The sequence below is a fragment of the Reichenbachiella agariperforans genome (assembly GCF_900142205.1).
Lineage (GTDB): Bacteria > Bacteroidota > Bacteroidia > Cytophagales > Cyclobacteriaceae > Reichenbachiella > Reichenbachiella agariperforans.
Map to the genome: position 1 here is coordinate 1 of NZ_FRAA01000002.1, position 14650 is coordinate 14650.

14 protein-coding genes are annotated in these 14650 nt (G+C 42.8%); 6 read left to right on the plus strand and 8 right to left on the minus strand.

Annotated elements, in window-relative coordinates; genetic code table 11:
- The 3 genes from BUB99_RS06280 to BUB99_RS06290 all read left to right on the plus strand — a co-directional run.
- The coding region (locus BUB99_RS06280) for a PKD domain-containing protein (RefSeq protein ID WP_139280923.1) at nucleotides 1–2607 on the plus strand (2607 nt) is incomplete at its 5' end.
- Between the two features lie 257 nt (nucleotides 2608–2864).
- Nucleotides 2865–3347: an Lrp/AsnC family transcriptional regulator gene (locus tag BUB99_RS06285; protein ID WP_073120662.1), complete on the plus strand. Its 483-nt coding sequence runs from the start codon at nucleotides 2865–2867 to the stop codon at nucleotides 3345–3347.
- 7 nt (nucleotides 3348–3354) lie between these two features.
- On the plus strand, nucleotides 3355–3855 hold the full coding sequence (locus tag BUB99_RS06290; protein ID WP_073120664.1) for a phosphoribosyltransferase family protein: 501 nt from the start codon (nucleotides 3355–3357) through the stop codon (nucleotides 3853–3855).
- A 240-nt stretch (nucleotides 3856–4095) separates the two neighbouring features.
- Here the strand turns inward: BUB99_RS06290 and BUB99_RS06295 are convergent, their stop codons facing one another.
- The gene (locus BUB99_RS06295) at nucleotides 4096–6918 is read right to left on the minus strand and encodes a M16 family metallopeptidase (RefSeq protein ID WP_073120666.1); all 2823 of its coding nucleotides are present in this window, start codon (nucleotides 6916–6918) and stop codon (nucleotides 4096–4098) included.
- Between the two features lie 37 nt (nucleotides 6919–6955).
- Nucleotides 6956–7558 (minus strand): DUF6134 family protein, encoded by a 603-nt coding sequence (locus BUB99_RS06300; protein ID WP_139280924.1) that lies wholly within the window; start codon nucleotides 7556–7558, stop codon nucleotides 6956–6958.
- 188 nt (nucleotides 7559–7746) lie between these two features.
- Between BUB99_RS06300 and rlmN the strand changes: the two genes are divergently transcribed.
- Complete coding sequence (gene rlmN / locus BUB99_RS06305) at nucleotides 7747–8793, plus strand: 23S rRNA (adenine(2503)-C(2))-methyltransferase RlmN (RefSeq protein ID WP_073120669.1); 1047 nt, start codon at nucleotides 7747–7749, stop codon at nucleotides 8791–8793.
- A gap of 38 nt (nucleotides 8794–8831) precedes the next feature.
- Here rlmN and BUB99_RS06310 read toward each other — a convergent pair whose 3' ends face one another.
- The 4 genes from BUB99_RS06310 to BUB99_RS06325 all read right to left on the minus strand — a co-directional run bounded on the left by BUB99_RS06310 (nucleotide 8832) and on the right by BUB99_RS06325 (nucleotide 11386).
- Nucleotides 8832–9434, minus strand: coding sequence for an IMPACT family protein (locus BUB99_RS06310; protein WP_073120671.1), 603 nt, complete (start codon nucleotides 9432–9434; stop codon nucleotides 8832–8834).
- On the minus strand, nucleotides 9434–10570 hold the full coding sequence (locus BUB99_RS06315) for a tetratricopeptide repeat protein (RefSeq protein ID WP_073120672.1): 1137 nt from the start codon (nucleotides 10568–10570) through the stop codon (nucleotides 9434–9436). Before BUB99_RS06315 ends, BUB99_RS06310 begins: the two co-directional genes overlap by 1 nt.
- A 73-nt stretch (nucleotides 10571–10643) precedes the next feature.
- Entirely contained in the window at nucleotides 10644–11216 is a 573-nt protein-coding gene (locus BUB99_RS06320) for a nucleotidyltransferase (protein WP_073120674.1), read from the minus strand.
- Nucleotides 11207–11386 carry a hypothetical protein gene (locus BUB99_RS06325; protein WP_073120676.1) on the minus strand — a complete coding sequence of 60 codons (180 nt, stop codon included), beginning with the start codon at nucleotides 11384–11386 and terminating at the stop codon, nucleotides 11207–11209. Before BUB99_RS06325 ends, BUB99_RS06320 begins: the two co-directional genes overlap by 10 nt.
- Before the next feature lie 202 nt (nucleotides 11387–11588).
- On the opposite strand from BUB99_RS06325, the gene BUB99_RS06330 reads away from it, so the two are divergent.
- Both BUB99_RS06330 and BUB99_RS06335 read left to right on the plus strand, forming a co-directional pair.
- Nucleotides 11589–12455 (plus strand): GNAT family N-acetyltransferase, encoded by an 867-nt coding sequence (locus BUB99_RS06330; protein WP_170863744.1) that lies wholly within the window; start codon nucleotides 11589–11591, stop codon nucleotides 12453–12455.
- An 88-nt stretch (nucleotides 12456–12543) separates the two neighbouring features.
- Nucleotides 12544–12867, plus strand: coding sequence for a hypothetical protein (locus BUB99_RS06335; RefSeq protein ID WP_073120680.1), 324 nt, complete (start codon nucleotides 12544–12546; stop codon nucleotides 12865–12867).
- A gap of 229 nt (nucleotides 12868–13096) precedes the next feature.
- Here BUB99_RS06335 and porT read toward each other — a convergent pair whose 3' ends face one another.
- Complete coding sequence (gene porT / locus BUB99_RS06340) at nucleotides 13097–13873, minus strand: type IX secretion/gliding motility protein PorT/SprT (protein WP_073120682.1); 777 nt, start codon at nucleotides 13871–13873, stop codon at nucleotides 13097–13099.
- Nucleotides 13822–14547, minus strand: coding sequence for a bifunctional demethylmenaquinone methyltransferase/2-methoxy-6-polyprenyl-1,4-benzoquinol methylase UbiE (ubiE, locus tag BUB99_RS06345; RefSeq protein WP_073120684.1), 726 nt, complete (start codon nucleotides 14545–14547; stop codon nucleotides 13822–13824). Before ubiE ends, porT begins: the two co-directional genes overlap by 52 nt.
- Nucleotides 14548–14650 lie beyond the last annotated feature (103 nt).

Sequence of the window (14650 nt, forward strand, 5' to 3'; positions counted from 1 at the left end):
ACCCCTACTAGTACAAATCTCGGTGGACTAGGGCTACTTACCCTCAATCTCGGGCTAGAACTATACCAAAACGAAAACACTATCAAAGGATTCTCTGTTGGATACTCATCCAAAAACCTTTACAAACTATCTTTCCAAAAGGATTGTCGGCTATTCTCTCACGATCAAACACCTACGGACATCTCTTACGAGACGGAGGGCACATACAACATCACCCTATATGCCCAAAATGAAGAGGGTACCGTCAATAGCTCCACTCAATCTATAACTGTATCTTCTTCTACAGCTCCCAACATAGACTTTACTGTAGACGACTCAAGATGTATCGATAATACAAATACATTCACGGCCATAGATGATGGAGACATTGCCTCCTACTCCTGGGACTTCAACGAGGACGGTGTAGAAGATAGTAATATTGCTAATCCGAGCTACCAGTACCCTGCAGCAGGGAATTATCAAACAAAACTAACGGTTACGAATGGTAGCTGTAGCAATCAAGTCACGGAGACTATCTCAATGTATCCAGTCCCTCCCTCTCCATCTTTTGAAGTTGTAGAAGATTTGCCTTACTGTAGTTTTTCGGAGTTGAATCTTGACAACACAACGGACGAAAGCAATCATGTGGGAGCAGCCATCAGTTATAGCTGGGACTATGGTGATGGCAGTGCCATGGAGAACTCGGTGGATGGACGGCATAATTATGCCGTTGCAGATGACTACTCCATCAGCCTAACCATGAGTATCCCTGGATGTGCGACTACAGCCAATCAAACCGTATCAGTAATCGCAGGACCTCAGCCTGATTTTGTCATCGATAATGATTGCTTTGGTGATCAGACGGCTTTCACCAACTTGAGTATAGGTGATGATTTGGTCAATCCCCTATGGAATTTTGGAGATGGCTTGGGCTCTTCCAACCTATCTGACCCGAGCTATGAGTACGGTGCTACGGGTGACTATGATGTAACACTCTCCATGGATAACTCAGCAGGTTGCTCCAACGACATCACACGCACCATCCGTATCAACGGCCTACCAGAGGTGGCTTTCATGAACACACCCGGGTGTGCAGAAACAGCTATCCAGTTCACCGATGACTCAGGATCAGGAGATGCGCTTAATAACCTACAGGCCTGGCACTGGGACTTCAATGGTCTGGGCGAATCAGGAGATCAAAACCCTAACTTTACGTTTGACGAAACAGGTAATTATCAAGTATCTCTAACCGTGACCAATACGGGAAATTGCAGCAATGAAGCCACGCAGACCGTCATCGTCAAGCCTGTCCCCACGGTTGATTTTGCAATCGATTTGGGCTGTATCGAGACTGCCTCTATGTTTACAGATCAAAGTATATCGATAGACGAAAATGAAATTGCATCATGGTATTGGGTTATAGATGAGAATGAATACTTTACGAAAAACGTCACTGAGACCTTTGATAATGCAGGAACCTATACCGCTACGCTAGCGATTACTCCTACGAACCTCTGTGTTACCAGTATCTCGAAAGAATTTACCGTTTTTAATCTCCCTACTGTTCAATTCCAAGAATCCAACAACTGTGACAATGCTGCTACAGTGTTTACAGATATCAGTACGACCGAAGGGCCTGCTATCGTTTCTCGCACGTGGGATTTTGATGGGGAAGCAACAGCCAATGGCTCTCAGGCGTCCTACTTTTTTGGAGAGGCAGATAACTATGACGTCAACCTGAGTGTAACCGATGATCTGGGGTGTATCAATACTGCTGGTCGAACGGTAACAGTTCATGAGTCACCTATTTCTGCTTTCGAAGTGTCTGACGAATTTGGTGGTTCGCCACTTACGGTTGATTTCACCAATGACTCACAAGACGGTAATAGCTTTTTCTGGGATTTTGGGGTTGAAGGTGCTAGTAGCACAACAGAAAACCCTTCCTATACCTATGAGGAAAACGGAGATTATGTGGCGGAACTTATTACCTACAATGATTTTTGCAGTGACTCCTCTTTTATAGAAATCCTAGTGGCCACTCCTGAACTAGATCTACAGCTCAATCGTATCGAAGCTCGTGAGCGCAACGGGCTCATCACGCTTTGGCTCACCGTCTATAACAACAGCTCGTTCAACCTTGACGGTTTTGACATCAAGGTAGATCTAGAAAGCCAGAATTCGATTTATGAAGCCTACAATGACCGCCTAAGAAAAGGCGAACAAACTGAGTTTCCTCTTAATTTTACGCTTAGTGCCACTGACAACAATATCAATTTTGTCTGCGTGACCCTACAGGATAGGGAAACAGAACTCACAGATGAAAACCTACCCAACAATCAAGGCTGTATCAATTTCGAACAAGAGATAGTCATTCCACAGCCATTCCCTAACCCTGTACCATCCGGCAACAACGCACTGTACGTACAAACCATAGTCCCTAGCAAATCACCAGTAGAAATATCACTTCTGGATGCCACTGGGCATACGCTCTACCATGAAACTTTTGTAGAGATCAACAGTGGGCTCAATACGTTTGAACTAAACACCGAAAACTACAGACCAGGCATGTACTTTGTTCGAATCATCTATGCTGGTCAAGACTATACCCAGAAAGTCATCAAGCAATAGGCTATTTGTGCTAGCCTTCCTCCTAGATCTTAGACCACAGACCTATCCTGCCTAAGTAGATGTCATTATTAAACCTTATAGATTTATCTGAAGAAACTTAGATAGCCCCATAAGGTTTGAAACGGACTCCTAAACAACAATAATATTTCGAACTACCTTATAGTTTACAGAATTTTATGTAACTTATTTTGTTGATTAGCTTTGCATGAAATTTTATTCCGACAAGACCTAAATCATTATAGACTTAAATCCACAAAATGAAAGCGAATTTCAAAATAGACAAGACAGACAGAAAAATACTCAAGATTCTACAGACCAACGGGAAGATCACGAATGCTAAATTGTCCGAAGAGGTAGGCTTATCTCCCGCACCTACACTGGAGCGGGTCAAAAAACTAGAGCAAGCAGGTATCATCAAGAGCTACCATGCCGAGCTCAATGCCGAAATGCTCGGTCTAGGTGTCAATACTTTCGTACAGGTCTCTCTCAAAGGACATAACAAACAAAACATCGATTCATTTCTCTCCCGGATCGAAAAAATAGATGAAGTGGTAGAATGTCACCATATCACGGGATCAGGAGATTTCATCCTTAAAGTCATGGCACGAGACATTGCCTCCTATCAACTGCTGATGCTAGAGCAAGTAAGTGACATAGACGTAGTGGATAGTTTGCAGTCCATGGTAATTTTGTCTACTTTCAAAAACAACAAAGAAATACCACTACCACAAGTCAACTAATACAGACATGTCTCAGGATTTAATACTCGATGCAGCGCAGATCGACCAGCGTATCATCAGAATGGCCTATCAAATATACGAGAACCACATGGACGAAAAACACCTCATACTAGCAGGTGTATCGGAAAACGGAAGAGAATTCGCCCTGTTGCTAGAGAAGGAACTCAAAAAAATATCTGACCTGACCTACACCGTCGGCAAAGTAGACATCAACAAAAAGTCTCCGCTCTCGGACGAAATCGCCTTGGATTTGGACGACAAAGAACTGGTCAAAAAATCGGTCATTCTCATCGATGATGTGCTCAACTCTGGCAAGACAGCCGCTTTTGCGCTCAAAGCGCTGCTAAAAGTCAACGTCAAACAAATCGACGTAGCAGTCATGGTCAACAGAAGTCACAAGGCCTTTCCTATCTACCCAAAATATACAGGGTATGAACTCGCCACGACTATACACGAGCATGTCACAGTCACCTTCAAAGGCAAAGAAAAAGGAGTCTACTTATCATAGACTCCTTTTTCTTTGTACTAAAGACCTAACACATTTAAACTAGACGCCTCATTATCAACCCTCATTCGCTGAAACGACGAAGAAGCTATCACGATTAGACACTAGACTAATAGATGCTAGAGCCTAGACAGACACCTGTTTCATGGTCTGTGGCACACAGACCATATTTCGATCTGCACTTTACTCACCCGTCATTCGATGAAGCGCGGAGTGAGTTATTTTACATCGAGTACCCTATACTTACTCCAGTGTATCAGGATACAACACTACCTTGATATACGCATCTGTATCCACATACTTCTTCGCTACCTTTTGGATATCCTTTGCGGACAAATCCTCTATGCGGTCTTCCAACTCCGTAATTTTCGTCAGGTCAAAACCATTTTTGTCATAACTCAATATCACGCCCAACCAAAAACTATTTTCTTTCCAATTAAGCTCTAAGTCACGTCGCTGTGCTTCTTTTATCTTATTGAGATTCTCATCACTGACACCATTTTCTTGAATATTCTTAACCACACCTATGGCAGCATGAACTAGTGTATCTACGTTCTGTGGTCCGCAGGGAAACTGAATCTGCATCGAATAGTGATCGTAAGGCGAACGACTACCGCTACCACTGGCGCCTACTCCATATACTCCACTCTTTTCTTCTCTCAGGATTTCAATGAGCTGAATATCCAGTACCTCTCCGAGTGATCGCATATAGTAACTATCCGCTCGTTTGTACTTTTTCTCACTCTGAAAACTCATCACAACGGTACTCTGCTCCTCCGTCCCTTTGTACACTTTCTCATCTACTAGGCCTGATGGTGGACGAATACCTCTATCTACCCAGTGCTGCGAATCTGTAGATTGCTCACCACCACCGAGATATTGCTCGATCAGTGGAATCAGCGTCTCTTCATCGAGATTTCCCACAAAGCAATACGTAAAATCCCCCGGCTGGCTCAACTGTGACTGAAAGAAAGCAATGGCCTCATTCATATCTACCTGATCGAGATCCTCCATGCTAGGAATCCCTCCCCCACGAAAATGATTCTGACTCATTATCCTCGCTTGTTTGTCTTGAAAATAGTAACTCGGGTTGGACAAAACATTCTCCAAAATAGCCTTATTGCGCTGAATTAAGGACTGAAAAGCCTCTTCATCCTTCCGTACTTGGTTAAAGTACATATAAGTCAGCTGTAGCATGGTCTCTACATCTTTGGGCGAAGCATTGCCTTGAATACCCGATGACAGTTCGCTGATGTAGGGCGATACGCCAATAGACACCCCCGCCAGTGCCTTCTGCAACTGTGTATAGGAATAATCCCCTATACCGCTCAATGAGACCACATTACTAGCAAAACTCGCAGACCAAAACAAGCTGTCTGGGGCAACGGATATTCCTCCACTACGGTACCCAGAAAACAAAATTTGATCATTCTGAAATTCTGTAGACTTGAGATAGACTTTAGCACCATTGGACAGAACGATCACTTTGGTATCAATCTCATCGATCGTCGATGTACTGACTACTTTACCCCCTTTTGGCAATTCTTTGAGCAGATCTGTATCTATGATCTCCTCTTCGTTAGCTTCAACGTCCTTCTGTTCATAACTAGCAATCCATGACAGCACCTCCGATGCGGTTGGTAGTGTGAGTCCATCTAATTCTGGGGCAGTCATATAGACTACTCTATTTTCGGGCTTGATCCACTGCCCGATGATGGCATTCACCTCGTCGATCGTTATCCCGTCTAGATTCTCTTGGATATAATTATACTCGAACGTAATCCCTGGCACAGGCTCCTTTTCCAAAAAGTGACGAATCAGTTCATCCGCCAATGCACTCGACTGGGACTTATCTCTTTCTAAATAGGCCTGTTCGTAGGCTTGCAGTAGATTCAATTTAGCTGTTTTCAACTCCGACGGATTAAATCCATGCAACTCCACTCTTCTAATCTCCTCTAGCAGTTGTGACACCCCTTCTTCAATCGCGCCTGGTTTCGCTACCGCATAGCCAGAAAATGCCGTAGTTTCTCTCGACACTGGAGATCCAATATAAGTCCCCGCATAGAGATAGGGAGGGTTGGCCTGCTGTAGTAGATCACTGAGTCGCTGGTTCATCATCCCTAAAAACAAGCTTTGAATTTGACTCATCCGGTACTGTGCTTCAGTCGTGACATCCTCTGATTTGGACTTGTACATGATGTTAAACACGATATTGGTAGCTTCGGGATCAGAAGTAATCGCCACCAGAGGCTCATCATTTTCTGGGAGGTCATAGTTGGTTCTTACTCTTTCTGATTTCGGATTGGCCAATCCTCCAAAATGTGTTTTGATTCTCTCCTCCATCTGGTCTACATCAATATCGCCCACCGCTACCACTGCCATCAGATCAGGTCGATACCAATCCTCGTAGAACCGCACGATAGCGTCTCGCTCAAAGCTCTCCAAAATCTCTTTCTTCCCTATGGGTAAACGCTCCGCATACTTTGAATCCTTAAAAATCACAGGCAAATACTCCTGTAACATGCGTGTCTGAGCGCCCTGTCCAAGGCGCCACTCTTCGATCACCACGCCACGTTCCTTATCGATTTCATCCTTATCAAAACTCAACCCGCCAGCCCAGTCTTCGAGTATCGTCAGTCCCTGCTCCAAAACCTCCTCGTCATCCGACGGAATAGGCAGAATATACACGGTCTCATCAAATGAAGTGTAGGCATTGAGGTGTGCACCGAACTTCACACCTACAGACTGTAGGTAGCTCACCAGCTCATTCTTGTCGAAATGTGCGGAACCATTGAAAGCCATATGCTCAGTAAAATGTGCCAGCCCCTGCTGATCATCATCCTCTAGCACTGATCCTGCATTGACTACCAACCTTAGTTCTACTCGGTCTTCAGGTTTACTATTTTTCTTGATGAAATACTTTAGACCATTGTCCAGCTCTCCTGTACGGATATCCGCCTCAAAGGGCAGCAGCTTTTCGCCTTCCTCCTGCGCCCATATAGGGACATTGAACAACAGAGACAACAACAATAAACTCACGTACTTAGGCCATGTAGTTCTTTTCATAATAGATATAAGGATAAGGGTTCTAAACTTTAAAATATCAGTCCGACTTCAAGCGGATATAAAAGGTCGCATAGGATCGACTCACCTTGACCTCTGAACATACGCCACGCGTGTAGGTATAGGTGTTTCGCCCGTCCTCAGAGTCCAACTGATACTGATGGTTTCCTAAGCGCTCGATGATCAGGTCATCCCCGAACACCTGAGAAAAGACCTTTGTCTGGGCTACTGGTTCCGTAAAATATATCTCCGGAATAGAAAAACGGATTTCTGCGGCAGGATAAGTTACGTAATCACTCCCTCGCTCTATGTGGTAGTTATTCGCTCTTCGTTCTACTTTGGATTCCTTTTGTACAGCACCATTCAGAGTGCTGATGGCGTGTCCACTTTTTAACACTCCTCCTTCATAGGTCTCTGTGAGGTTATAATCTACTCTCAGCTTGACCAACATTCGAAAATTCGTCACGCTAGAGATCGAATAAACCATTTGTTTACCAGATATTTCTTTCTTGGCCACCATTTCACCTATCACATCGCCACCTTTGACAATTTCATAGTGGAGCACCTGCCCTCTGACAGTCAGACTCGTGGCTACTAATACAACAAATAACAAAAAAAGGGATACTGTGGGATTAAATTTCAATAGCTATTCTTTTGATCCATAAGCCGTCGGCTCGTGATAATTTTACCTTGAAGATAAAACAATTTGTAAGAGTATCGAAGTGCAAAAATGAATACATTTTATTTCTACCACTAGATTTATCCATGATCTGTCTCATGATCAATATCTCTCCCTAGGATGAGAAGACCAAATAGCTCTATCTTTGCCCTATGAATAACAGTGCGGGATTAAAAGACCTACGTAAAGTACCTCAGGAAAACATCAGCGTGTTCCTAAAAGAGATTGGCGAAAAACCATTCAGAGCCAAGCAGATCAAAGAATGGATATGGAAAAAATCCGTCAAATCCATTGACGATATGACCAACATCTCCTTAGCTACCCGCACTAAGCTCAAGGAGCATTTTGTAATCAACCCAGTCACAGTAGATAAAGAACAAAAAAGCAATGACGGTACGATCAAGTCTGCCATGAAACTCTTTGATGATCATGTAGTAGAGAGTGTATTGATCCCAGCGGATAACCGCATGACCGCATGTGTCTCATCACAAGTAGGTTGCTCACTGAGTTGCAAATTCTGTGCGACAGGATACATGGACAGAGCCCGAAACCTCGACGCATCAGAGATCTACGACCAAGTAGTGGCGGTCAACAACCAGTCCATGGAGAACTACAACATTCCGCTATCTAACATTGTCTACATGGGCATGGGCGAACCGCTCCTCAACTACGCCAATGTACTAGAGTCGATCAAACACATCACTTCTCCCGAAGGGTTAAACATGAGCCCCAAAAGAATCACGGTATCTACTGCCGGCATCTCTAAGATGATCAAAAAACTAGCCGACGACCAAGTCAAATTCAATCTAGCACTCTCTCTACATGCCGCCAATGATGAGAAACGCAACAAGATCATGCCGATCAACGAGTCCAACAATCTGGATGTGCTCCGAGAGTCTCTCAACTACTTCTACCAAAAGACTGGTAATAAAATCACCTTTGAGTACATCCTATTCTACGATTTCAATGATTCAGAGCAGGATGCTCAGGAGCTATATGAGTTCTGGAAGCGTGTCCCCGCCCGCATCAACATCATCGAATACAATCCTATCTCAGAAGCCAGTTATAAAAACGCTGACGAGAACACCCTAGACACCTTCATCAAATATCTAGAGACTCGTGGCGTCAATGTGCATGTGAGAAGAAGCCGTGGCAAAGACATAGATGCCGCCTGTGGTCAGCTAGCGAATAAAAATTGAGTTAGAAAGCGTAAAGTTGAAAGTATAAAGCTGCAACTTCATACGCCTACATATGGTTTTAAATCAAGCAGAGCCATTTTATCCTTGTAGGCTGAGAAGAGCTCCGGTTCTATCCTGCCTTTGAGCAAACAACTCTCTGTAAAATCTTGACCTTTGATTTCTACGCCAAACTCATTGGTGATACGCATCACATCTTGTGTCTTGTCATAAGGGTACACCATTCTAAAATCTGTTTTGATCTCTACGGTCAAAATCTTCGCTTTGGACAGAGCATCCTCAGCAGCTGTTTTATAGGCATGAATCAACCCACTCACGCCGAGTTTCGTCCCGCCAAAATAACGCACCACAACCACCAGCGTATTGACGAGATCAAAGGAACGAATTTGTCCTAAAATGGGATCGCCTGCAGAATGGTTCGGTTCTCCGTCATCATTGGCTCTCACATGTTGCTGATTGCCCTCATTGATGATATGTGCAAAGCAGTGGTGACGTGCATCATAGTATTGCTTCTTCAGCGCTTCGACGAGAGGCTTTACCTCTTCTACCTGCTCTACCGCATAGGCATACGCCAAAAATTTGCTTCCCTTCTCTTTATAAAACCCTTCGGTAGGAGACTGTATGATACGGTAGGTTTCGGCCATTAATCTAATCTCGCCAGTCTCTTTCTAGCCTCTTTTGTCACTACATCGTTTTCATCTACGTCGGCAGCCTTTCGGTAATACTGTACTGCTAAACTCAACTGCTCTCGTCTCTCCATAATCCGCCCCATACCCAGATAAGCGAGGCTTTTATAATACTCACCACGTGTAGGGTCCTTTTTGCCTGTTTCCAGTCCCTTCATATAATAGGATTCCGCTTGTATATCTGACCCTTTGACGTCTTCGAAATACACCCCCATATATACCTCACCACACATCTCATAATAAGGTCTGCTCTCTGACAAAAATGCTTTGATATAAGGCATGGCTGTGGAAAAATCATCCCTAAGCACCAAGCTCTCGATGTACTTTGCCTTCACATAACTATTGCGTGGGTATTCATTGAGCAGCTTTTTGATATAAAATTCTGCCTTAGCTGGGTCGTTTTCGTACCGCAGATAGATATACGCTGTATAAAGATGTGCCTCTGCTTTGACAATCTTGCTTTGATAGACCGCAGAGTCCAGTTGTGCTAGCCCTAGCGCTTTATCTCCTGGCTCAAAAAACCACAAGAACGGAGAGTATACGGGGTGCCGCTCTGGATATTTCTCTCGAAAGTAATTGTACAACCCTGCCAAAAAATAAAACTCAGGACTCTCAGAAGTTTTTGTCATGGTGACCGTAATGAAATCATAGGTCTTCTTCGCTTCGGACATAGCCTTCATGTAGCTCCCCTCACGTGCCATATACTCAGCCAACAACCCATGCGCTGACATCTCAAAAAACAAGCCTTCCAAATCATCTGGGTTCTTTTCTTGCAGTTTATTAGACAGAGCGATCACTTGCTCGAGTTGTCGACGATGCGCCGGAAAACTAGGGCTAGTGGTTCGAATAGGCTGATCCTGCCATGCTATGTTCATCGCACGCATCATAGGAATAATCGGATGCTGCGGGAGACTAACGACCATTTTATCAATCAGCATGGTAGCAGAATCTGGGTACTCGTTGTACACATAATATGCCACACGCTCTACCTGAGAAAGCACCTTGTCATTGTTAAGTACGGGAAGGGACTGTGCTGAACCTATATAAGGTACAGTTACGCCTAGTACCAGCAGAATATAAATGTATCTTCTCAAATGGAGTCTATTATGGTAATGTACAAAATGATGTTTTATTAGATTAAGCGCTTCCATTGTTATTTCACTCCCTCTACATTGAGAACCCCTTACCCTTTCCCATCTTTTTAAACAATTTCTTTAAAAACGAAGGCTTTTTCTCAATGGTGACCGTTTTACTTCGATGCAATATTTTTCTTAATTCTTGAGCATCTACCAAATCCTTCATACTCCCATCATGTCTTTTAACATTGCTTTTAATCTCAATTAGATCCTTTAAGCCAATCACTGGAAGCATGATCCCTCCTAAGTCATTTTTAACTGCTCTTTCATTGCAAGCAGAAAAAGTCAAAGGCTCGTAAAATATTGAAGTCATCAAATCCACCATGAATTTTTGATCTTCGGAAAAAATTCTAATCGGTGTTGGGTGGTTAATAGGCCGTGAGGACATAATATCTTCCACTACATCCTTAGAATATTTCAAATCTTCTAGCGCGCAACCTAATTTATCTAGATTCTCTTTTGTTGGATTTATCCATAAATCCATATCTCCCGTAAATCTCGCATAACCATGAAATCCAACGGCTAGTCCTCCTACAAGTAGAAACTCTACCTGATTCCTATTAAGCATTTCTATTACTTCCTTATAGAACCTACTTATTTCCATTCTATTTTTCTACCTCCTTTTTTCTTACCTGATCCGATTCCTTGAGAAACAAGTTCCATAAGGTATTCCCATTTTTTTCTTGGAGACCAGCTTAAATAACTATCAACAAAATCGACTTGTTGATCCTCGGCTGTTTTGTGTTTTGAATTCCAATCTATTTTTCTTGTCATCTTAATTGTATTTGATGATCAATTTCCCTCAGAACCAAACTACTTCTTTTACCCCTTGCCCAACCTGTATTTGTACCTTTGGGTGATTTCATAATGGATGGTTATTTAAATGCACAAGGCTGTCACACAATTTACGGACTTGCCTATATCTTTGAATAACTTCCCTTAGGCGGGAAAATTATAAATGCACGTTTCCAAATTTATGATATTTAGTCAAGAAAAATATTTTGAAGCTAACGAAATAGGTCGGTACAGCCTTTTTTCTTGGACCTGCCCAAATACCCAAAACCTACTAAAGATCCCTTTTCATATCCACGAAGGACATGCCACCTCCATACCCATGGCACCCTACGCTGGATTAAACACTGTCAATGATTTCTCTACAGATCTCCAGCTCTGGTACAATTCACTAATAAATTATTTGAATTCACATCAAGTCCGATCAGTCACTATCCGTCAAGCACCTAGTTTTTTTCACCCCACACTAAATCAGCAGCTACAAGAGACGCTGATCCAAAACGGATTTGACCAACAGATCGACATCAATCACCATATACCCTTCAACAGTTTTGATCCCAATCAAATGCATTCAATGCAGGGTAGAAAACTAAAAAAATGTATAAAAGATGGATTAATATTCCAACAAGAAACTCTTTCGAAGATTGGAGAAATTTATGACTTTATCCACTATTGTAGAGCCCAACAACAGCTATCAGTCAACATCACGAAGGAAAAACTGATCGCGATCACCCGAGCCCTAGACGAAAACTATGCTTGCTACAGTGTGCGCCATCCATCTGGGGAGCTCATGGCCTGCACCATCACGTTAATCGTTACACCCGAAGTGACCTACAACTATCTACCAGCCTTTGATAGAAAATACGCTACACATAGCCCACTGGTCTACTTGACGACCGAACTAATCGCTCAGTTACAAAAGACTGAAGCACAAGTCCTCGATCTTGGTATATCATCCCTTGGAGGTATTCCACAAGAATCGCTCATCACTTTCAAAGAAAGAATGGGAGGTCTTCGCTCTGACAGATACACCTTTTTCAGACAGCTCTAAACATGCCTTTTCGCACATCAGCCTATTAACCATGGAGTTGTAATGTTTTTTGGCTAATTTGCAAAACTAACAACCATTAGTCTCAAGATTGAAAAAGTTAATCACCATATTCACTGCGGTGCTAATAACTAGCTTCGCTCATGCGTCTTCCACGGACAAAAATGAAAAAGAGAAGTCTGAAAAGACTACTGCAGAATATAACCCTGACGATTTAAAAGGCTCTGTTGTAAAACCACGGAAGAATACAGAAATCTCTACCTCAGCGACTAACGTTCCTCAAAAGGAAACTGTAGCAGACCCAGACTCTAGCTACTACTCTGTCAACAAGTTCAATTACTTGTTTTACTACGTCTATAAATTGAAGTATCTCACTGATGAAGAATCAGGGGCTACTTTAGGCATAGAACCCTAAATAAGGGAATACGGATTGATCGGGTCACTCCGTGTTTCTGGGGGAGAGGTAATAAATCACTTCGTTATTCAAAAGTCATTGTTCGAAATTCGTTATCATTATTTCGTGAATAACCATCTCTTATAAGTCCTTGAGTTTAATTTGAATGATTGGAATAAAAATATCGAACCTGTCTACCGAGTTTATCCCCTCAACTTTACAGACTGATCCGATTGATCTGTAAAAACTACTACCTACGGCGTCTTGAATTCCTTCTGAGTGTAGATGGGCCTCCTTCGAAGGTGATATAAAAGGCGATCGTATGTATCGATAGACTCCTTAGCGGCGCACTAAAGTCATTGGGTTGATCTTCTAGTACATCTATCAGTCCAAAAGAATAGCGTATCTCAGGCGAGAACTTATATAACGGCTGATACAAGTCCATCCCTACACCCACATCAAGTGAGAGGTTATACCCCTTGGTCAGCAGCCTATCTTTACTCTCTTTTTCTTTGGAACTTGCTGCTTTGATCGCAGGATTGATCCCTCCCAAAACATACATTCTACGATTTCTCCTTCTGACGGACTTATACTTCAAAAGAATCGGCAACTCTACATAGGTCGGGTCACGAAGTTCTTCTATCACCTCTCCATTGGTAAATCGATAATCGAGTTGAAGTTGATTAAAACTAACTGTCGGGGTAATTCTCACATCCAAAGTCTCGAAAATATGGTAATCGACAATGAATCCGATTTTAAACCCCATTTTACTAGGAGGAACTACCGAGTGTAGTGTGTCAAACGAGGGCGTGACGAAATCATCCTTATACTCTGATCGATAGTTAGAGGTGTGTAGTCCTAGTAAAAAACCAAAATGCCACTTTTCCTCATCAAAACGAGGCAAATTCAAGGTTCCATCCACCTGTGCAACAGCAGGACTACTCGCCATACTAACTACAAACAAGAGTACGAGAACTACTTGATAGCGGTATATATGGAGCTGATGCCGAATGTAAGAGGTATGCATGTAGTTTCTTTAAATCCCAATTTATCTAAAACTCCCAAGAACTCCTCACCATAAGGGAACTCCTGAACAGACTCAGGCAAATATGTGTAGGCAGAGTTATCTTTTGACACTACTTTTCCAATCATGGGTAAAATAGCATTGGAATAGAAGCTATAGAGCTGCTTCATCGGAAAGGCCGTTGGGGTGGAAAATTCTAGAATGACAATTTTCCCTCCGTCTTTGAGTACACGCCTCATATCAGCAAGCCCTTTTTCTAAATCTTGAAAATTCCTCACGCCAAAGGCTGCGACTACCGCATCGAACTTATTGTCCTCGAACAGGAGCTGCTCAGAATCTCCCATCGACATCTCGATTTTATCATCCACACCGAGACGCTTCATTTTTTCACGTCCCATCTCCAGCATTCCTTCTGATATATCCACGCCAATCACTTTATCTGGCGCGAGCTGATTCAGTGCCTCGATAGCGAGATCTCCCGTACCCGTAGCTACATCTAGAATCAATTTGGGTTGTGCTGCTTTGAGCTGACGAATCGCCTTTTTCCTCCAGAGGATATCTATGCCCATACTCAGGAAGTGATTGAGGAAATCATAGCGTTTGCTGATGCTGTTAAACATCTCGGCTACTTGTTCTTTTTTGCTCCCGTCTTTGTCTTTATAAGGTAATACTGTCAACGCCTTTTGATTTTTATGGAGTGCAATATTAAGTAGTTCGGTTTTGAATATATCTTAAAAAAATAGAAATATAAGGACATAAAAGAGCCCTCGTAGTTAATTG

What these genes read in the sequence shown, in the direction of transcription:
- BUB99_RS06285 (WP_073120662.1), top strand. Translation starts at nt 2,865, where the DNA reads ATGAAAGCGAATTTCAAAATAGACAAGACAGACAGAAAAATACTCAAG.
- BUB99_RS06290 (WP_073120664.1), top strand. Translation starts at nt 3,355, where the DNA reads ATGTCTCAGGATTTAATACTCGATGCAGCGCAGATCGACCAGCGTATC.
- BUB99_RS06295 (WP_073120666.1), bottom strand. Translation starts at nt 6,918, where the DNA reads ATGAAAAGAACTACATGGCCTAAGTACGTGAGTTTATTGTTGTTGTCT.
- rlmN (WP_073120669.1), top strand. Translation starts at nt 7,747, where the DNA reads ATGAATAACAGTGCGGGATTAAAAGACCTACGTAAAGTACCTCAGGAA.
- BUB99_RS06310 (WP_073120671.1), bottom strand. Translation starts at nt 9,434, where the DNA reads ATGGCCGAAACCTACCGTATCATACAGTCTCCTACCGAAGGGTTTTAT.
- BUB99_RS06320 (WP_073120674.1), bottom strand. Translation starts at nt 11,216, where the DNA reads ATGGAAATAAGTAGGTTCTATAAGGAAGTAATAGAAATGCTTAATAGG.
- BUB99_RS06325 (WP_073120676.1), bottom strand. Translation starts at nt 11,386, where the DNA reads ATGACAAGAAAAATAGATTGGAATTCAAAACACAAAACAGCCGAGGAT.
- BUB99_RS06330 (WP_170863744.1), top strand. Translation starts at nt 11,589, where the DNA reads ATGATATTTAGTCAAGAAAAATATTTTGAAGCTAACGAAATAGGTCGG.
- porT (WP_073120682.1), bottom strand. Translation starts at nt 13,873, where the DNA reads ATGCATACCTCTTACATTCGGCATCAGCTCCATATATACCGCTATCAA.